Genomic DNA, 17,594 nt, shown 5'->3' with positions numbered 1-17,594 from the left:
GCCGCTCCCCCTGGGCACGCCCTGGGCAGCGGTCACACCAGGAACAGCGCGTCGAGCATCCCCGGGTTGTGCGCGTGCACGAGCACGAGGAACACGACGGCGTCGAAGAGCAGGTGCACCGTCACCACGTAGGCGAGCGAGCGCGTCTTCATGAAGATGAAGCCCTGCAGCAGCGCGAACGGGATCGTGAGTAGCGGGCCCCACGCCTGGTACCCGAGCTCCCACAGGAACGAGACGAACACCACGGACTGCAGCACGTTCGCCTGCCAGAACGGGAAGTGCCGACGCAGCAGCGCGAAGCAGGTGCAGATGAAGAACAGCTCGTCCCAGATGCCCACCGCACCCACGCCCACGAAGAGCCGCGCGATGAGCTCAGGGGTGTTCACGACGGGCCAGTTGAGGTACACCCCTGAGGTGATGAAGTAGAACGGAAGGATCAGCCAGCCGAGGAGCAGGACCGCGACCAGCCAGGTCCATTGGAATCTGGTCCACCGCCCGCCGCCGCGCCAGGGGAAGCGGATCGCCCCCCGCTGCGCGGCTCCGTCCCGGTACACCCACCGCGAGATGACGTAGGGCACTGCTACGGCGCCGCCCAGCGCGAGGGCGAACCGCAGGATCGCGAGGTTGTCGAGCTCGGCCTTGAGCGGGATGGCGCTCACGATGAGCAGCCCCACGGCGATAAGCGACAGGTCGCGCAAGAGCGATGGCGGACGGATGCCGGTGGCCGTCGTCGTGTCCACCCTCGAGCCCGCATGCACCGCGTCGGCCGGCGCCGCGGCTGCGCCGGGGCTCAGGCGCTCGGAGGCTCCACGCGGTGCGCCGGCGATGCGTGGAGAGGGCGTGGGGAGCGTCCGCTCTATCAGCAGCGCGGTCGCGAGCCCGGCCGCGAGCAGCAGCCAGCCGAGCCACGGCACGCGCACGACGAAGAAGGCCGGGGCGGCCAGGCATACGAGGAGGGCGGGCACGAGTCGCCACGACCACGCGGCGACGACCGGCGCGGGTGGGGCGTCGGGGTGTGCAGGCATGCGGGGCGGCTCCGGAGTCGGGGAATCAGCGATCGAGCGGGTGCGCGATCTCATCCTCGGGCATCCGCGCCACGAGGTACGCCAGCACGCCGAGCACCAGCGGTATCACGCCCGCCGCGATGAAGATCGCCTCGATGGGCACCACCTCGGCGAGAGGACCGGCGAGCGCCATCGACAGCGGCATCAGCGCGAGCGACACGAAGAAGTCGAGGCTCGAGATGCGTCCGAGCATGCGGCGGGGCACGCGCCGCTGCAGCAGCGTGCCCCAGATCACGTTCCCGTAGCTGAACCCGAACCCCACGAGGAACAGGCACAGAGCCATCACCCAGTACTCGTGCGTGACGCCCACGACGGCGAAGGGCAGCGTGCTGACCGACCAGACCCCGATCATCACCGTCAGGTAGCGCCGGGGCAGCTTCATCGACGACACCACGATCGAGCCCAGCACACCGCCGATGCCGTAGATCGCGAGGAGGAACCCGAACAGCCGCGGGTCCTCGCCGATCCGCTCGCGGGTGAGGAACGGCAGCAGCACCTCCTCGGGTCCGAGGAACACCAGCACCCAGCCCGTCGCGAACAGCAGGGTCCAGAGCAGCCAGGGCGTCCGCACGGTGAACGCGACGGCTTCGCGCAGGTCGTGCAGCACGCCCCGCACGCCGGCGGCCGGCTCGTGCTCCTCGCCCTCCGCGACGGGCGGCTCCGGCCGCACGAACATCAGCAGCACCAGCGCCAGCGCATGCGCGGCGACCACGCCCCACGCCGCGTGGGCGGGTGCGAGGACGGCCGCCACGATCATGCCCGCCGCCGCGGGGCCGGCGGCCTGCTGCAGCGCCGGGCGGATCGCACCCTCGAGCCCGTTCGCCGCGAGCAGCTGAGCCGGCGGCAGGATGCGGGGCAGGATCGCGCTGTAGGCGGGGAAGAAGAAGCCGGCGCCGGCTCCCAGCACGAAGGCGACGATCGCGAGGTGCGGGATCGTCACGGCCCCGAGCACGCCGGCCGCCGCGACGGATGTGATGGCGACGAGGTTCAGCAGCTCGACCACGCGCAGCAGCAGGCGCCGGGGTATGCGGTCGGCGGCGATGCCTCCCGGGATCGCGCACACCAGCAGCCCGACGGCGTTCGCCGCGGCGACGAGCGAGAGATCCACCGGACCGCCGCCCGCGTCGATCACGGTGTAGACCATCACGACGGCCCACATGCCGGCGCCGAAGATCGACAGCACGACCGCGCCGAACAGCATGCGGAAGTCGCGGTGCGCGAGCGGGCGCACGAACCGCCAGCGGTCGCGGCGAGGGGCCGGCGCGACATCGGGCATCGGATCGGGCCCTGGGACCGGCCCCGTCGCGGGCCCCGGGCCGGCGCTCATGACCTCGCGGCGCGGCGGTACGACAGATCGCGGATGTCGCGTCCCACGCGCGCGCCCTTGCGCTCGAACGCCGTGAGCACCCGGCCCTCGAAGCGGGGAGCCCACTCCCCCTCGAAGGTCGGCTCGAACTCCGGCGCCGCGGCCAGGACCGCGCGCATCTGCAGGGCGTAGTCCTCCCAGTCGGTGGCGAGGCGCAGAACGCCGCCGTCCCGCAGCGCGGTCGCCGCGATCTCGGCGAACCCCTCGGCCACGAGGCGGCGCTTCGTGTGCTTCTTCTTGTGCCACGGGTCGGGGAAGAAGACCCACAGCTCGTCAACGGATGCCGCCGGCAGCAGGTGCTGCAGCACCTCGGGCGCGTTCGCCTCGACCAGCCGCAGATTGCGCGCGCCGGCGCGGTCGGCATCGAGCATGGTGCGGGCGAGCCCCGCCCGGAAGACCTCGATCGCGAGGAAGTCGTCACCGGGCCGCGAGGTCGCGGCGTGCACGATGGCGTGCCCCTGGCCCGATCCGATCTCGACGATGAGGGGCGCCTCGCGTCCCCACACCGCGACCGGGTCGATCGGCGATCCGGGCAGGATGCTGGTCACCGCCAGATCGCGCGGCACGTCGATCACGTAATGCGGCGCGAGCTCGCTCCAGGCGCGGTCCTGCGCCTCCGACATCCGGCCGCTCCGGCGCACGAACGACACCGGCTTCTCGCGGAAGGCACGGGGCTCAGGGGTCGGCGTGGCGGCATCGGTCACCCCACCAGGCTACCCAGCCCGCCCGACGCCGCCGCTCCGTCGTGCGCGGCAGCGCCCGGCGAGCGCGGCGGTCCCGGACGCAGCCGTCGCGGAGACGTGCGCGGTCACGGACGGGAAGCCGGCGCCGCTCTACTGCGGGACGGTGACGAAGTCGATGAGCTCCTCGACCCGGCCGAGGAACGCGGGCTCGAGGTCCCGGTAGGTCTTCACCGACGCCAGGATGCGCTGCCAGGCGCGCGCGATGTCGGCCTGGTCCTGCGCGGGCCAGCCGAGCGCGCGGCACACCCCCACCTTGAACTCGATGCCCCGCGGCACCTCGGGCCAGCGCTCGATGCCCATGGCGCGGGGGGTGACGCACTGCCACACGTCGATCCACGGGTGACCGACGATCAGCACGTGCGCACCGTGGCGGCCTCGCGCGATGGCGTCGGCGACACGCGATTCCTTCGAGCCCGGCACCAGGTGGTCGACGAGCACGCCGTAGCGGCGCTGCGCAGAGGGCGGCTCCTCGTCGAGTGCGGCATCCAGCAGATCGATGCCCTGGAGGTACTCCACGACGACGCCCTCGGCTCGCAGGTCGTCGCCCCACACCCGCTCCACGAGCTCGGCGTCGTGCCGGCCCTCCACCAGGATGCGGCTGGCGCGCGCGGTGCGCGCACGGGCGTCGGCGGCGGCGAACGACCCCGACGCCGTCCGCTGCGGGCCGGTGCGCACCGGTGCGGCGACGGGCGGGCCGAGCACGACGTCCCTGCCCTCGATGAGGAACCCGGGGCCCAGCGGGAACAGGCGCCGTCGACCGGTGCGGTCCTCCAGCTCGACCAGCCCGCCCGAGACGCCGACCACAGCGCCGCAGAATCCGTCGTCCGCCACCTCGACGACGAGATCGCGGGATGCCGGCACCCGCGGCACCTCGCGCACCCCGTGGCCCTTCCAGCCCGCGGCGAGCACATCCCCGCTGTAGCGATCGTCCATGGTCCTCCTCCGGATGGGCAGGCTACCCGCAGCGGGGCGCCGGGGCCGGCAGCGACCCGCACCCCGGCGCCCGGCCGCACGCAGCTCGCGGTCGACCTGCCCCAGATGTACGCGACACGCCGGGTTCGGCGTACATGTACGACAACTCAACGAGCGCAGGGGTGCGGAGGTGCGGCGGCGTCGCAGAGGGCTGGGGTGGACGGGTACGTTCACGGCGAACACACATCCGCGAAGGGGGCCGTGGGCTATCGTCGTATCCCCGCGGCTGAATAGACTCGCCGGAGGGGAACCCGAATCCCAGAGGGGGGATCGATGCGACTGCGATGGGCTGCAGCGCTGGCGTCCGTTGCGGTGGTCGCGGTCACGGCGATCGGCGGCGGGATCGCGCAGGCGACTCCACCCGTTTCGCTCCCCTCGGGCTTCGTGCTCGACGACGCGGACGTGCTGTCGGCGACAGAGGAGGCCGAGGCGCAGAGCCGCCTCGAGCAGCTGAAGTCCGACACCGGCCTCGACCTTTGGGTCGTCTACGTCGACGACTTCACCGACCCCGCCGACGCGGCGGACTGGGCGAACCAGACCGCCGACGACAACGGACTCGGGGTCACGCAGTACCTTCTCGCCGTCGCCACCGAGGGACGCCAGTACTACCTCTCGGCCGACCCGGCCGGTCCTCTCAGCGAGGACCAGGTCGCCGCGATCGAGCAGCAGCGGATCCAGCCGGCGCTCGCGCAGGACGACTGGCTCGGTGCGGTGGATGCCGCGGCCGACGGCGTCACCGACGCCGCCGGCGGCGGGTCGGGCGCCCTCGACTCCGGCACCTCGGGCGGCGGATCGTGGATCACGTGGCTCCTCGTCATCGTGGCCGTCGGGGTGGGCGTCGTGCTGCTCGTGATGTTCCTGCGCCGCCGGCGCACGCGCGCCGCGGTGCCGGGTTCACCGAGCGGCCCGCCGCAGCCGAGCATCGAAGAGCTCGAGAGGCGCGCGGCGTCGCTCCTCGTCGAGACCGACGACGCGCTCAAGACCAGCGGCCAGGAGCTCGGGTTCGCCAAGGCGCAGTTCGGCGATGCCGCCACCGCGGAGTTCGAGGCGGCGCTGGCGACCGCGCAGCAGAACCTCGACGAGGCGTTCGGGCTCAAGCAGAAGCTCGACGACGCCGATCCCGACTCCGAGGCCGACACCCGCGCCTGGAACGAGCGCATCATCGCGCTCTGCGAGGCGTCCAACACCCTGCTCGACGAGAAGGCGGCCGCCTTCGACGAGCTGCGCAAGCTCGAGCAGAACGCGCCCGAGGCGCTCGCACGTGTGCAGGAGGAGCGGGCGAAGGCCGCGGCATCCCTGGATCAAGCCACCGCGCAGCTGCAGCAGCTGCAGTCGGCCTACGCGCCCGAGGCGCTCGCGACGGTCGTCGACAATCCCGCGCAGGCGCGGCAGCGCCTGGCGTTCGCCGACGAGCAGCTCGGCGCCGCGCAGACCGCGATCGGCGCCGGCGACGGCGGTGAGGCCGCGGTCGGCATCCGAGCCGCCGAAGAGGCGGTCGGGCAGGCCACACTCCTCGAGGACGCCATCGAGAAGCTCGCGGCCGATCTCTCCGCCGGTGAGCGCAATGCGACGGCGCTGGTCGCCGAGCTCGAAAGCGACATCGCCGCGGCAGCGGCCCTCCCCGACGCCGACGGGCGCATCGCGAGCGTCATCGCCGCCACGCGGCAGCAGCTCGACGCCGCACGCACGCAGCTGACCGGCACCGCACGGCGACCGCTCGCCGCGCTGCAGAGCCTCGAGGCGGCCAACGCCCAGATCGACTCGCTCGTGCAGGGGGTGCGGGATGCCGCAGCCCAGGCCGAGCGCGCACGCCAGATGGTCGGCCAGGTCATGATGCAGGCTCAAGCCCAGGTGTCGGCCGCGGAGGACTACATCACCGCGCGCCGCGGCGCGGTCGGAGCACAGGCCCGCACGCGTCTCGCGGAGGCGGGCGCTTCGCTCGCCCGTGCGCACGCACTCCAGGCGGGCGACCCGCAGCAGGCGCTGCTGCAGGCCCAGCGCGCCGATCAGCTCGCAGGACAGGCGATCCAGCTCGCGCAGAACGACGTCGGCGCCTTCGACGGCGGAGGCATGGGCGGCATGTTCGGCAGCCCGCAGGGCGGCGGTCAGTCCGGCGGCGGCATGCTCGGCGCGGTACTGGGCGGCATCGTGCTCAACTCCGTGCTGAGCGGTGGCCGCTCCTCCGGCGGCGGGCTCGGCGGGCTCGGCGGCATGCTGGGCGGCGGCGGCCGATCCTCCGGCGGCGGGATGCGACCCGGTAGCTTCGGAGGCGGCGGCACACGCGCCCGTCGAGGAGGTGGCCGCTTCTGACCCCTCCACCCGGAGCCGACCGCACGCGTGGCGCGCGGCATCCATCCCCAGACCAGACTCACCACCGCACAGACTCACCACACACCTGGAACTGAAGTCCGATAGGAAGGAAATCCGATGGCGAAGCAGTCCATCTTCGGTCGCATCTCGACCCTCATGAAGGCGAACATCAACGCACTCCTCGACTCTGCCGAGGACCCGCAGAAGATGCTCGACCAGCTCGTGCGCGACTACACGAACTCGATCGCCGACGCCGAGTCGGCCATCGCCGAGACGATCGGCAACCTGCGCCTGCTCGAGCGCGACCACCAGGAGGACGTCCAGGCGGCCACCGAGTGGGGCAACAAGGCCCTCGCCGCCAGCCGCAAGGCCGACGAGCTGCGCAAGGCCGGCAACACCACCGACGCCGACAAGTTCGACAACCTCGCCAAGATCGCGCTGCAGCGCCAGATCAGCGAGGAGAACGAGGCGCGGGCGATCGCGCCGACCATCGCGACGCAGAACGAGGTCGTCGAGAAGCTCAAAGAGGGCCTCAACGGCATGAAGCAGAAGCTCGAGCAGCTGAGGTCCAAGCGCTCCGAGCTGCTCGCGCGTGCCAAGACCGCCGAGGCGCAGAACAAGGTGCACGACGCGGTCAAGTCGATCGACGTGCTCGACCCGACGAGCGAGCTCGGCCGGTTCGAAGACAAGGTGCGTCGCCAGGAGGCCCTGGCCGCCGGCAAGCAGGAGCTCGCCGCGTCGAGCCTCGACGCGCAGTTCAACGCCCTCGAGGACGTCGGCGAGCTGACCGAGGTCGAGGCGCGTCTCGCGGCGCTCAAGACCGGCGGTGCGCCGGTGCAGGCTGCCATCGAGAACTGATTCCCGTTCAACGAGAAGGGCGCCGGGTCCGCACGGATCCGGCGCCCTTCGGCGTGCGGGGCCGGGGCCTGTTCGCCGGCAGCGTGCGGCTGCTGCGGGATACGAATGCCGCGGGCCGGCGCGGTGCGCGAAGATGAGGGGATGACGCAATATCTCGTGGTTCCGCAGTGGCAGGGAAGCCCGTCCTCCCGTGCGATGCAGCTCATCGACGGCGCCCACGCGATCGCGGGAGACCTGCCCCGATCCTCGACCACCGTGCTGGACGTGCCCATGGAGGCCGGCGAGGCGCTGGGCACCGGCATCCACCGTCTCAGCGCCCTGCAGCGCGTACGGGGGCTCGTGGCCGACGCGCTGGCCGCGCATGACGCGGACGCTCCCGAGGAGCCCGTCCTCACGATCGGCGGCGACTGCGGCGTCGCCCTCGCGCCGATCGCGCACGCGGCACGCCGCTCGCCCGGCTTGGCGGTGGTGTGGATCGACGCCCACCCCGATCTCAACTCGCCCGACACGTCGCCGTCCGGCGCGTTCGCCGGCATGGTGCTGCGCGCGGTGATCGGCGATGGGGTTCCGGAGCTCTCACTGGACGGGGCGGTCGGAGGCGACAGGGTGGTCGTCGGCGGGGCGCGCTCGTACGACGATCCGGAACTCGCCGCCGTGGAGGAGTTCGGCATCACCGCGCTCACGGTGGAGGCGCTGCGCGATACCGACGCCCTCGCGGATGCGGTGCTCGCCACCGGTGCCGACGCCGTCTACATCCACGTCGACATCGACGCCCTCGATCCGGCCGAGATCGCCGGGAACGCCCACCCCGAGCCGTTCGGCGTCACCGTCGTCGAGCTGACCTCGGCGATCGCCCGCCTACGTGCGCGGGTGCCCATGGTGGGGGCATCCCTCGCCGGCTACTCCCCCGCGTCGGCAGCAGCAGCCACCGACGATCTCGGGGCGATCCTGCGCGTGATCGGAGCGCTTGCGTGAGTCCGATCGCCACGCCGCCGCCGGGCTGGCGCGCTGCCGCCGAGCGCGCCGTGCTCCGCGGCCGGCGCCTGGACGAGCTCATCCCCTCGTTCCTGCTGGACTCGCCCATCAGCCGCGTCGGGTACTGGTACGGCTGCGCCGTCGGGTGGATCTGGGGGACGCTCTGGAGCACCGGCCCCATCGAGAAGCGCGAGGGGCTGTGGGTGTTCCGCGGGATGCCGCGGTGGACTTTTCCGCGGGGCGGCTCGTGCGTCGGCGGATGCTTCCTCACCGGCGACGGCCGCCTCAGCGATGCACTGCTGCGCCACGAAGCCGCGCACAAGCGTCAATGGCAGCGCTACGGGCTGCTGATGCCGCTGCTGTATCTGCTGGCAGGACGGAATCCGCTCCGGAACCGATTCGAGATCGAGGCCGGGCTGGCCGACGGCAACTACGTTCCCCGCGGCGACGCCTGATCCGGCGCGACCGGTTCGGGTTTCCGGTCGCGCCTAGATGATCACTTCATTCCGTGAAGGTTGGCGTTGCAGCCCCATTCCCCGAGTCCGGGGATGAGGACGTCGGAAGCGCCACCTCCCCGCTCGCTGAAAGCCTTGCGGTCTGCCTGGTCGAATTGACCCCAGTTCTGCGTGGAGCCAGGCTCCACCCCAGAGCCGTCGGTCTCGTGGTCCTCCAACCCGGAATACGCGCACGGAGAATTCGCGTGGCTGGGTCCTCCCGTCGGCTCGCCGTTCCCGTTGAACTCTCCCGCGAACGCCCCGCCCGCGGAGCCGAGCACGAGCACGGCCCCCACCGCGACGCCCAGCATGAACTTCCTACGCATGATGCACCCCTCCCCCTGTGGATCAGCGGGCGCGGTCGCCCGCGGGGCCATCGAACTCCTCTGCGGGCCTCTTTTCAAGAGGAAGCGCTGCGCGCGAGAGGGTCAGCGGGCGGTCGTCAGACCGTACTGCTCGGGCGCGTGGATCGATTCCGCACGGACGCCGAGATCGACGAGGTGGTCGACGATGTCGGCCGTGCCCAGGTAGCCGCCGAGCAGGTGGATGCGCGTCTGGTCCTCTTCGGCGCAGAGCATCTCGTCGGCCCAGGCGGTCACGGCGCGCGAGAGCGCCTCGCCCGATCCGCACCCGCGGCCCGTGCCGGGAGCGCCGGAGCGCTGCGAGCGATCGAGCCACGTCACGACCATTCGGCTCGGCGCGGTGATGTCGGCCTGCCACGAGGCGTCCGGGATCTCGACGAAGACCCGGCCCGTCGAGCAGATCGGCAGGGTCGCCAGCACGGCTTCGAGCTCGGCCAGCGAGGACTCGTCGGCGGTGATCAGGTGCTGCACGCGCGTGTGACGCGACGCACGGCACGCCGACGCGTTGTGCGCGACGGCCTGAGGCTGGGTGGTGTGGGGCATGGCTCCTCCAGTATACGCACTAAGAAGGGTTGCCTTACCTCACTGATACACCGTTCGTGATACACCGCGACACACGCGGCCGGATGCCGCGGCTCAGGCGCCGGACTTCAGCAGCACGCGGCGGAGCTCGACGATCTCGTCGTCGGCCAGCCCGTGGGCGCGCAGGTACTCCTCCGCCGATCCGTAGCGGTGGGTCACATCGTCGAGCAGAGCGCGCATGACGGGCGCCGGAGAACGCGTCGCGAGGTCCTCGAGGTGCACCGCCTCCGGGTGCATCGTTCGAAGCATCTCGACGATGCGGCGGTTGCGACGGGGCGGCAGCAGGCCCTCGGTGCGCGCGTAGTCCCCCACGACGGCTTCGGGGTCGACGCCCGCGGCAGCGAGCGTCAGCGCGATCGTCACGCCGGTGCGGTCCTTGCCGACGGTGCAGTGCACCAGCACCGGCTGATCGGCGAGGATGCCGCGCACGACCGCGACCACGCCCTCCGACGAGTCGTCGACGAGGCGCCGGTACATCTCGTCGAGGCTGAGGTCGTCGCGGAAGAACGACTCGACCGAACCGAGGAAGAGGGGCACGCGCTGGGTGACGACGTCGAGCCCGGCGATGCGGCTGGGCTCACGCTCCACCTCGTCGTCGGCGCGCAGGTCGATGATGCGCCGCAGCCGGAGCTCCGCGAGCGCACGGGTGCCCTTGGCATCCAGCCGTGCGAGGTTGCCCGACCGGAACAGCACGCCGTGGCGCGTCGACCCGGATCCTGCGCGCAGGCCGCCGACGTCGCGGAGGTTCATCGCGCCGGAGACGAACGGGTCCCGCGGCGGGGCGTCGCCGGGCACAGGTTCTGTCACCACGCGGCGCCCGCGGCGGCGTCCTTGTCTTCGCCGACGAGGTCGTCGCGCGGCGGAGTGCTGTAGCGGCCCGCGATCGCGATGCGGTTGAACGCGTTGATCGACACGAGGATCCAGCTGAGCGCGACGTACTCCTTCTCGCTCAGCACGCCGCCGACACTGTCGTAGACCTCGTCGGGGATGCCCTCGTCGTGGATGTACACGTAGGCCTCGGCGAGCTCGAGCCCCGCCCGCTCCCGATCGGAGAACACGCCGGACTCGCGCCATACCGGGAGCTGCGCGATGTCGTCGGCGGTGATCCCGGCGGCGACGGCCCGCTCGACGTGGACGCGCACGCAGTAGGCGCAGCCGTTGAGCTGCGAGGCATGGATCTGCACGAGCTCTTTGAGCCGGTCGTCGATGCCGTTCTCGGCGGCGATGCCGCCCACGGTCTTCGAGAACGCGGAGAGCGCCTGGTAGGCGGGTCGCGCCGCTCGCGAGAGGTGCACGCGGTGTTCTGCCGTCATGACGCCAGACTACCGACGGGCGGGCGGCGCCGGGCCGAACGCCCTCGCTGTGCGGCATGATGAGCGGGTGAGCGACCCCATCGACGAGTTCTCGTTCCTTTCCGAGCAGGCGGCCGAGGCCGGCATCGACGCTCCTCCTCCCCGCGGCGAGCGCCTCACCCTCTCCCTTGCCAGCGGCCGCACGCTGAGCGCGCTGCGCTACTCCCCCGCCGATGCGCCGGATGCCGCACCCGTCGTGACCTTCCTGCACGGCGCCGGCCTCAACGCCCACACCTGGGACACGACGATCCTGGCGCTCGGCCTGCCCGCGCTGGCGCTCGACCTGCCCGGTCACGGCGACTCGTCCTGGCGCGACGACGCGGCCTACGTCGCCCGTGTGCTCGCCCCGGATGTGGCCGAGGGCATCGCGACGTGGACCGACGCGCCGCAGCTGATCGTCGGTCAGTCGCTCGGCGGGCTGACCGCGGCGGCGGTGGCGGCATCCCGTCCGGATCTCGTTCGCGAGCTGGTCGTCATCGACATCACGCCCGGCATCGACTCGAACGCGGGTCCGACGCAGATCCGCGACTTCTTCGCCGGACCGGTGGACTGGGCCTCGCGCGACGAACTCGTCGACCGGGCCCTGTCGTTCGGGCTCGGCGGCGGCACCAGGCGCAAGGCCGAGCGCGGTGTGTACTTCAACTCGCGTGTGCGCCCGGACGGTCGCGTGGAGTGGAAGCACCATTTCGCGCACCTGGCGAACGCCGCGTCGGCCGCTCCCGCGCTTCGACAGGCTCAGCGACCCGTATCCGAGCAGCCTTCGACCCCGGAGTCTGTCGAAGGGCAGGATGCCGTCGCCTCGGTGCTCGGCGAGGCCGGCTGGGAGGATCTCGCCACCGTCGCGGTGCCGACGACGCTCATCCGCGGCGACCGCGGCTACGTGACGGAAGAGGATGCGGCGGAGTTCCTGCGACGCGTCCCCGAGGCATCCGTCGTCACCGTCCCGTCGGGGCACAACGTGCAGGAGGAGATCCCCCTCGAGCTCGGCGGGCGCCTGCGGACGCTGGCCGGCGAGAGCTGACCGGGACCCGTCTCGCTCCGGTCGTTGCGCGAGGGAGCGCGAGCGACCGAGACGAAACGCCCCGAACTGACGGTCGGCGCCGGGTGCAGGCGTTTCGTCTCGCTCGTTCCTCGCTCGCTCAACGACCGGGACGCAGGAGCCGCTCCCAGCGCTCGGGAAGCCCTAACGCTTCTGTTGCGTTGCGGGTAGCGGGTTCTCGCCTCGCCCCGCGATATCCCTAGGCTGTTACCCGCACGGTGCCGCCCCGATCGGCCCGTCACCGCATACCAGCAGTCGCCGCACAGCACCGGGACCCTCCCGAAAGGACCTCATGCTCCGCCGCACCACTCTCGCCACCGCCGCGCTCCTGGCCGCCGGCCTCCTCGCCCTCACCGCCTGCACCGGCGGCGGCGGCGAAACCGCGCCCACGTCGACGGGCGAGCCCGACCCCGATGCATCGGTCGCGATCCGGCTGGTGCTGGAGCCGGGCAACCTCGACATCCGCGAGACGGCGGGCTCGGCGCTGGATCAGATCCTCGTCGACAACATCTACCAGGGACTCGTCGCCCGCACCCCGGAGCAGGACATCGTGCCCGCGCTCGCGAGTGACTGGACAGTGTCACCCGATGGTCTGACCTACACGTTCACGCTGCGCGAGGGCGTCACCTTCCACGATGGGCAGCCGCTGACGCCGCAGGACGTCGTCTGGTCGCTGACCACCCGCCGCGATACCCCCGGCTGGCGCGACTCGGCTCGGCTCGCGAACGTGACCTCGATCGCGGCCGATGGGCAGGACGTCAGCCTCACGCTGAGCGCACCCGACTCGACGCTGCTGTGGAACCTCACCGGGCGCGCCGGCATCGTCCTCAAGGAGGGCGACACCGTCGACTACAAGACCAAGGCGAACGGCACCGGCCCGTTCGTGCTCTCGGACTGGCGCCAAGGCGACAGCATCGTCTTCACCCGGAACGACGCCTACTGGGGCGACCCCGCGGCGGCCGCGGAGGTCGTGTTCGACTACATCCCCGACAACCAGGCGGCCCTCAACGCGGCGCTGGCGGGCGAGGTCGACGTGCTCACCGGATTCGACGCGAACCTGCAGGAGCAGGTCGAGGCGAACGGCGACTTCGCCCTCGAGCTCGGTCAGTCCACCGACAAGGGCACGCTGGCGTTCAACCAGACCTCGGGCCCGCTCGCCGACAAGCGCGTGCGCCAGGCCATCCGCCAGGCGATCGACCACGACGCCATCATCGAGGCGCTCGCGTCGGGACAGACCCAGTACGGGCCGATCCCCGAGCTCGACCCCGGCTACGAGGACCTGTCGGATGTCGCCCCCTACGATCCCGAGGCCGCCCGGGAGCTGCTGGCCGAGGCGGACGCCGAGGACCTCGAGCTCACGCTCACGATCCCGAGCTTCTACTCGACGACCATTCCGCAGATCCTCGTGTCGGACCTCGACGAGGTCGGCATCACGCTCGACGTGAACTCCGTCGACTTCACGACCTGGCTCACCGACGTCTACACGAACAAGGACTACGAGCTGAGCTTCGTGCTCCACACCGAGGCGCGCGACTTCGAGAACTGGGCCGACCCGGACTACTACTTCACCTACGACAACCCCGAGGTGCAGGACCTGTACGCCCAGTCGCTCGCGGCCACCGACGAGGCGGAGGCCGCCGATCTGCTGCAGCAGGCGGGCCGCCTCGTCGCCGAAGACCACGCCGCCGACTGGCTGTACAACGGCGCGTCCGTGATCGCGGTCGGCACTAACATCACCGGTATGCCCTCGATCAACGTGAACGAGCGCCTCAGCATCGTCGAGATCGCCAAGAGCAACGGGTGATCCGGTACACGCTGACCCGACTCGCCCTGCTTCTGCTCGGGCTTCTCGTCGCCAGCGTGCTGATCTTCGTCACCCTCCGGGTGCTCCCCGGTGACATCGCGTCGCTCATCGCGGGCGTCGGCTCCAGCACCGAGCAGCAGGACGCGATCCGGGAGCGGCTGGGCCTCGACCGGCCGCTTCCGGCGCAGTACCTCGACTGGATCGGCGGCCTGTTCCGGGGCGATCTCGGAACATCGCTCCTCACGGGCACCAGCGTCGTCGACGAACTCGCCCAGAAGGCTGAGGTGACGGTGCCCCTCGGCATCCTGTCGCTTCTCATCGCCGTCGTGATCAGCGTGCCGCTCGGGGTGCTCTCGGCGATGCGCCGGGGACGCGCCGACGGCACGGCGCTGAGCGTCGGGGCGCAGGCGCTGGCCGCCGTCCCCGTCGTCTGGGCCGGCATGATGCTCGTCGTGGTCTTCGCGGTCTGGCTCGGGTGGCTGCCCGCGCAGGGGTTCCCGCGCGCCGGCTGGAACGATCCGTGGGCGGCGCTGCGCTCCCTGATCCTGCCGGCGCTCACGATCGGCATCGTCGAAGGGGCCATGCTGCTGCGATTCGTGCGCAGCGCGACCCTGCAGGCGGTAGGGCAGGACTTCGTGCGCACCGCCGCGGCGAAGGGGCTCACCCGCGACCAGGCCCTCATCCGCCACGGCCTGCCGGTGGTCGGCCTCTCGGTGATCACCGTGCTCGGGCTGCAGGTCGCCGGGATCATCGTGGGCGCCGTCGTCATCGAGCAGCTGTTCTCGCTCCCCGGCATCGGCCGCATGCTGGTCGCCGACGTCGCCGCCCGCGACCTGCCGAAGGTGCAGGGCGAGCTGCTCGCGCTCACCGGGTTCGTGCTGATCGTCGGCTTCGTCGTCGACTTGCTGCACCGCGTGATCGATCCCCGTCAGCGGGAGGCGTCGTGAGCCCTTCGACGAGCTCAGGGACCGGTGGCCACGAGGACCCTGTCCCCGTTTCGGTCGCTCCGGGTGATGCGGATCGATCGATTTCGGGACATGCGGTGAGGGATTCGGGACATGGAGCGGACACGGATGCCGGAGCCCCGGCGCCGTCGCCCTCGCGGCGTCCGTCCCGCTGGGCGTGGCTACGACGCCTCTGGGCGCTGTCGACGGGCCGGTTCGGTCTGATCGTCGTCGCGGTGGTCGTCCTCACCGCCGTCGTCGCCCGGTTCTGGACGCCCTTCGATCCGCAGCAGGTCGAGATCTCGGAGCGCTGGGAGCCGCCGGGCTGGCCGCACCTGCTCGGCACCGACGGATCGGGCCGCGACATCCTGAGCCTGCTGATGGCCGGTGCCCGCACCACGGTGTGGGTGGCCGTCGGCGCCGGCATCGTCGCCACCGTGATCGGCATCTCGCTCGCCGCGCTCGGCGCGCTCACCGTGCGGTGGGTCCGCGAGTCGGTGGCGGTGTTCGTCGACATCCTCATCGCCTTCCCGGTGCTGATCATCGCGATGATGATCTCGGCGGTCTGGGGCGGGTCGCTCTGGGTCGTGATCTGGGCGGTGGGCATCGGGTTCGGCGTGAACATCGCGCGGGTGACCCGGCCGGAGCTGCGACGCGTGCTGCAGAGCGACTTCGTGCTCGCGGGCCGGGCATCGGGTCTCACCCCTGCGCAGAACCTCTGGCGCCACCTCCTCCCCAACGTCGCCCCGGTGTTCATCGTGCAGCTGTCGTGGGGCATGGCGGTCGCCGTGCTCGCCGAGGCGGGACTCTCGTACCTGGGCTTCGGCGCGCCGGTGACCGAGCCGTCCTGGGGCCTGCTGCTGGCGCAGCTGCAGCAGTTCATCGCGGTGCACCCGCTGTCGGTGGTGTGGCCCGGTCTCGCCATCACGCTCACCGTGCTCGGCCTCAACCTGCTCGGCGACGGCCTGCGCGAGGCGACCGACCCCACGCTCTCGCGCAGCCCCTTCGCGACGCGGCGCGCGCGCCTGCACATCCCCGAGGTGGTGTCATGAGCCTCGAGGTGCATGACCTCACGATCGACATCGGCGGGCGCCGTGTCGTCGACGGCGTCTCCTTCGCAGTGCCCGACGGCGCGCGGATCGGCCTCATCGGCGAGTCCGGGTCGGGCAAGTCGCTGACGGCCCTCGCCATCCTGGGGCTCCTCCCCGACGGGGCCGCCGCCGGAGGCAGCGTGCGCTGGAACGGCCGCGAGATCCTCGGCCTCGCCGACGCCGAGCTCGCACAGCTCCGCGGCGACGAGATCGGCATCGTGTTCCAGGAGCCGCGGACGGCGCTCAACCCCATCCGCACCGTCGGCCGGCAGATCGCCGAGTCGATCCGCATCCACCAGGGACTGTCGAAACGGGATGCCGCCGCGCGCGCCGTGGCCGAGGCATCCCGTGTCTCCCTGCCCGATCCCGACCGCCTGGTGGGCCGCTACCCGCATCAGCTCTCGGGCGGGCAGCGACAGCGCGTCGCGATCGCGATGGCCCTCGCCTGCCGCCCCCGGCTGCTCATCGCCGACGAGCCGACCACGGCGCTCGACGTCACCATCCAGGCCGAGATCCTCGAGCTCCTGCTGTCGCTCGCGCGCGACGACGGCATGTCCCTGGTCTTCATCACGCACGACCTCGCCGTGCTGTCGCAGATCGCCACGCACGGCGTGGTGCTCGAGCACGGACGGGTTGTCGAGCAGGCGCCCGTGGCGCAGCTGCTCTCGGCACCGGCATCCGTCGTCACGCAGGAACTGCTGCGCGACGCGACCGCCACGCTGTGGCGCCCGGAGGGCCGCGCCGACGAGCCGCCGGCCCGAGGCGGGATCACGGAGGGCACAGCATGACGGTGCTGATCCGTGGGCGTGCGCTGACGCGGCGCTACCCTGCTCCGAAGGCGCAGCTGTTCGGCAGACGAGCTTTCACGACGGGGCTGGAGGATGCCGACATCGACGTGCGCGAGGGCTCGTCGGTCGGGCTCATCGGCGAGTCGGGCTCGGGCAAGTCCACCCTCATGCGCCTGCTGCTGGGTCTCGACACGCCCTCGGCCGGCACCGTCGAGTTCGACGGACGCCCGGTGGACGCGAGGGCTTCGGCGCGGTCGCTGCACTGGCTGCGCCGGCAGACGGGGATCGTGTTCCAGGATCCCTACGCGTCACTCGACCCGCGCATGAGCGTCGGGCGCATCGTCGGCGAGCCGCTGTGGGCGCTGGGGATCGACGGCGATCGGCGCGCCCGCGTGCGCGAGGTGCTGGAGGACGTCGGACTCGAGGCGGGGATGGCCGACCGGTTCCCTCATGAGTTCTCGGGAGGTCAGCGGCAGCGCGTCGCGCTCGCGCGCGCGATCGTGCACCGCCCCCGTCTGCTCGTCGGCGACGAGCCGCTGTCGGCGCTCGATGTCACGGTGCGGGCGCAGATCCTCGAGCTGCTGGGTGAACTGCGCCGGCGCGACGGGCTCACACTGCTCCTGGTCTCGCACGATATCGGCGTCGTGCAGAACCTGTGCGACGAGGTCGTGGTCATGAAGGACGGCCGCATCGTCGAGGAGGGACCGACCGAGAAGGTGCTGCTGCAGCCCCAGGTGGCGTACACGCGCCGGCTGCTGGCATCCATCCCCGTCATCGACGCGGGCGCGCCCTGAGCTAGGCCCCTGCCGCCCCGCCCCACGCGCTCCGCCTCCGGCCCCCCTTTTTTGGC

Annotated in this window: 18 protein-coding genes; 10 read left to right on the top strand and 8 right to left on the bottom strand. The window is 71.7% G+C overall.

What is annotated here, in order from left to right; translation table 11 throughout:
* Nucleotides 1-32 precede the first annotated feature (32 nt).
* From ABG085_RS06210 to ABG085_RS06195, 4 genes are all read right to left on the bottom strand, one after another.
* On the bottom strand, nucleotides 33-1,025 hold the full coding sequence (locus ABG085_RS06210) for a CPBP family intramembrane glutamic endopeptidase (protein ID WP_347978544.1): 993 nt from the start codon (nucleotides 1,023-1,025) through the stop codon (nucleotides 33-35).
* A gap of 25 nt (nucleotides 1,026-1,050) precedes the next feature.
* Nucleotides 1,051-2,340, bottom strand: coding sequence for an MFS transporter (locus ABG085_RS06205; RefSeq protein WP_347978543.1), 1,290 nt, complete (start codon nucleotides 2,338-2,340; stop codon nucleotides 1,051-1,053).
* A gap of 47 nt (nucleotides 2,341-2,387) precedes the next feature.
* The gene (gene trmB, locus ABG085_RS06200) at nucleotides 2,388-3,053 is read right to left on the bottom strand and encodes a tRNA (guanosine(46)-N7)-methyltransferase TrmB (RefSeq protein WP_347979291.1); all 666 of its coding nucleotides are present in this window, start codon (nucleotides 3,051-3,053) and stop codon (nucleotides 2,388-2,390) included.
* 210 nt (nucleotides 3,054-3,263) lie between these two features.
* Nucleotides 3,264-4,106, bottom strand: coding sequence for a DUF3097 family protein (locus ABG085_RS06195; protein ID WP_347978542.1), 843 nt, complete (start codon nucleotides 4,104-4,106; stop codon nucleotides 3,264-3,266).
* A gap of 312 nt (nucleotides 4,107-4,418) precedes the next feature.
* Here ABG085_RS06195 and ABG085_RS06190 point away from each other — a divergent pair, with 312 nt between their 5' ends.
* From ABG085_RS06190 to ABG085_RS06175, 4 genes are all read left to right on the top strand, one after another.
* Nucleotides 4,419-6,455 carry a TPM domain-containing protein gene (locus ABG085_RS06190; RefSeq protein ID WP_347978541.1) on the top strand — a complete coding sequence of 679 codons (2,037 nt, stop codon included), beginning with the start codon at nucleotides 4,419-4,421 and terminating at the stop codon, nucleotides 6,453-6,455.
* Nucleotides 6,456-6,572: 117 nt separating this feature from the next.
* Nucleotides 6,573-7,313, top strand: a complete 741-nt coding sequence (locus ABG085_RS06185) for a PspA/IM30 family protein (RefSeq protein ID WP_347978540.1) — start codon at nucleotides 6,573-6,575, stop codon at nucleotides 7,311-7,313.
* A 141-nt stretch (nucleotides 7,314-7,454) separates the two neighbouring features.
* The gene (locus tag ABG085_RS06180; protein ID WP_347978539.1) at nucleotides 7,455-8,288 is read left to right on the top strand and encodes an arginase family protein; all 834 of its coding nucleotides are present in this window, start codon (nucleotides 7,455-7,457) and stop codon (nucleotides 8,286-8,288) included.
* Nucleotides 8,285-8,743: a Fe-S oxidoreductase gene (locus tag ABG085_RS06175; RefSeq protein WP_347978538.1), complete on the top strand. Its 459-nt coding sequence runs from the start codon at nucleotides 8,285-8,287 to the stop codon at nucleotides 8,741-8,743. Before ABG085_RS06180 ends, ABG085_RS06175 begins: the two co-directional genes overlap by 4 nt.
* Nucleotides 8,744-8,784: 41 nt before the next feature.
* Here ABG085_RS06175 and ABG085_RS06170 read toward each other — a convergent pair whose 3' ends face one another.
* The 4 genes from ABG085_RS06170 to ABG085_RS06155 form a co-directional block, all read right to left on the bottom strand.
* Nucleotides 8,785-9,108, bottom strand: coding sequence for a hypothetical protein (locus tag ABG085_RS06170; protein ID WP_347978537.1), 324 nt, complete (start codon nucleotides 9,106-9,108; stop codon nucleotides 8,785-8,787).
* 102 nt (nucleotides 9,109-9,210) lie between these two features.
* Nucleotides 9,211-9,687 carry an SIP domain-containing protein gene (locus tag ABG085_RS06165; RefSeq protein WP_347978536.1) on the bottom strand — a complete coding sequence of 159 codons (477 nt, stop codon included), beginning with the start codon at nucleotides 9,685-9,687 and terminating at the stop codon, nucleotides 9,211-9,213.
* 93 nt (nucleotides 9,688-9,780) lie between these two features.
* On the bottom strand, nucleotides 9,781-10,533 hold the full coding sequence (locus tag ABG085_RS06160) for a tyrosine-protein phosphatase (RefSeq protein WP_347978535.1): 753 nt from the start codon (nucleotides 10,531-10,533) through the stop codon (nucleotides 9,781-9,783).
* On the bottom strand, nucleotides 10,530-11,039 hold the full coding sequence (locus ABG085_RS06155; RefSeq protein ID WP_347978534.1) for a carboxymuconolactone decarboxylase family protein: 510 nt from the start codon (nucleotides 11,037-11,039) through the stop codon (nucleotides 10,530-10,532). The genes ABG085_RS06160 and ABG085_RS06155 overlap by 4 nt, the downstream gene beginning before the upstream one ends.
* A gap of 67 nt (nucleotides 11,040-11,106) precedes the next feature.
* Here ABG085_RS06155 and ABG085_RS06150 point away from each other — a divergent pair, with 67 nt between their 5' ends.
* From ABG085_RS06150 to ABG085_RS06125, 6 genes are all read left to right on the top strand, one after another.
* A complete protein-coding gene (locus tag ABG085_RS06150; protein WP_347978533.1) occupies nucleotides 11,107-12,099 on the top strand; it encodes an alpha/beta hydrolase in 993 nt (330 codons plus the stop codon).
* A gap of 310 nt (nucleotides 12,100-12,409) precedes the next feature.
* Nucleotides 12,410-13,921: an ABC transporter substrate-binding protein gene (locus tag ABG085_RS06145; RefSeq protein ID WP_347978532.1), complete on the top strand. Its 1,512-nt coding sequence runs from the start codon at nucleotides 12,410-12,412 to the stop codon at nucleotides 13,919-13,921.
* The gene (locus ABG085_RS06140) at nucleotides 13,918-14,868 is read left to right on the top strand and encodes an ABC transporter permease (RefSeq protein ID WP_347978531.1); all 951 of its coding nucleotides are present in this window, start codon (nucleotides 13,918-13,920) and stop codon (nucleotides 14,866-14,868) included. The genes ABG085_RS06145 and ABG085_RS06140 overlap by 4 nt, the downstream gene beginning before the upstream one ends.
* Before the next feature lie 197 nt (nucleotides 14,869-15,065).
* Nucleotides 15,066-15,917 (top strand): ABC transporter permease, encoded by an 852-nt coding sequence (locus tag ABG085_RS06135; protein WP_347979290.1) that lies wholly within the window; start codon nucleotides 15,066-15,068, stop codon nucleotides 15,915-15,917.
* On the top strand, nucleotides 15,914-16,744 hold the full coding sequence (locus ABG085_RS06130) for an ABC transporter ATP-binding protein (RefSeq protein ID WP_347978530.1): 831 nt from the start codon (nucleotides 15,914-15,916) through the stop codon (nucleotides 16,742-16,744). The genes ABG085_RS06135 and ABG085_RS06130 overlap by 4 nt, the downstream gene beginning before the upstream one ends.
* Nucleotides 16,741-17,538, top strand: coding sequence for an ATP-binding cassette domain-containing protein (locus ABG085_RS06125; protein WP_347978529.1), 798 nt, complete (start codon nucleotides 16,741-16,743; stop codon nucleotides 17,536-17,538). The genes ABG085_RS06130 and ABG085_RS06125 overlap by 4 nt, the downstream gene beginning before the upstream one ends.
* Nucleotides 17,539-17,594 lie beyond the last annotated feature (56 nt).

The sequence above is a fragment of the Microbacterium sp. ProA8 genome, from assembly GCF_039905635.1.
Taxonomy (GTDB): Bacteria; Actinomycetota; Actinomycetes; order Actinomycetales; family Microbacteriaceae; genus Microbacterium; species Microbacterium chionoecetis.
Note: the sequence above shows the minus strand (reverse complement) of the source record. Positions and strands in the feature narration are given on the sequence as shown.

Excerpts from the sequence above, each read along its gene's own strand:
- ABG085_RS06210 (WP_347978544.1), bottom strand. The coding sequence starts at position 1,025 with ATGCCTGCACACCCCGACGCCCCACCCGCGCCGGTCGTCGCCGCGTGG.
- ABG085_RS06205 (WP_347978543.1), bottom strand. The coding sequence starts at position 2,340 with ATGCCCGATGTCGCGCCGGCCCCTCGCCGCGACCGCTGGCGGTTCGTG.
- trmB (WP_347979291.1), bottom strand. The coding sequence starts at position 3,053 with ATGTCGGAGGCGCAGGACCGCGCCTGGAGCGAGCTCGCGCCGCATTAC.
- ABG085_RS06195 (WP_347978542.1), bottom strand. The coding sequence starts at position 4,106 with ATGGACGATCGCTACAGCGGGGATGTGCTCGCCGCGGGCTGGAAGGGC.
- ABG085_RS06190 (WP_347978541.1), top strand. The coding sequence starts at position 4,419 with ATGCGACTGCGATGGGCTGCAGCGCTGGCGTCCGTTGCGGTGGTCGCG.
- ABG085_RS06185 (WP_347978540.1), top strand. The coding sequence starts at position 6,573 with ATGGCGAAGCAGTCCATCTTCGGTCGCATCTCGACCCTCATGAAGGCG.
- ABG085_RS06180 (WP_347978539.1), top strand. The coding sequence starts at position 7,455 with ATGACGCAATATCTCGTGGTTCCGCAGTGGCAGGGAAGCCCGTCCTCC.
- ABG085_RS06170 (WP_347978537.1), bottom strand. The coding sequence starts at position 9,108 with ATGCGTAGGAAGTTCATGCTGGGCGTCGCGGTGGGGGCCGTGCTCGTG.
- ABG085_RS06165 (WP_347978536.1), bottom strand. The coding sequence starts at position 9,687 with ATGCCCCACACCACCCAGCCTCAGGCCGTCGCGCACAACGCGTCGGCG.
- ABG085_RS06155 (WP_347978534.1), bottom strand. The coding sequence starts at position 11,039 with ATGACGGCAGAACACCGCGTGCACCTCTCGCGAGCGGCGCGACCCGCC.
- ABG085_RS06145 (WP_347978532.1), top strand. The coding sequence starts at position 12,410 with ATGCTCCGCCGCACCACTCTCGCCACCGCCGCGCTCCTGGCCGCCGGC.
- ABG085_RS06130 (WP_347978530.1), top strand. The coding sequence starts at position 15,914 with ATGAGCCTCGAGGTGCATGACCTCACGATCGACATCGGCGGGCGCCGT.
- ABG085_RS06125 (WP_347978529.1), top strand. The coding sequence starts at position 16,741 with ATGACGGTGCTGATCCGTGGGCGTGCGCTGACGCGGCGCTACCCTGCT.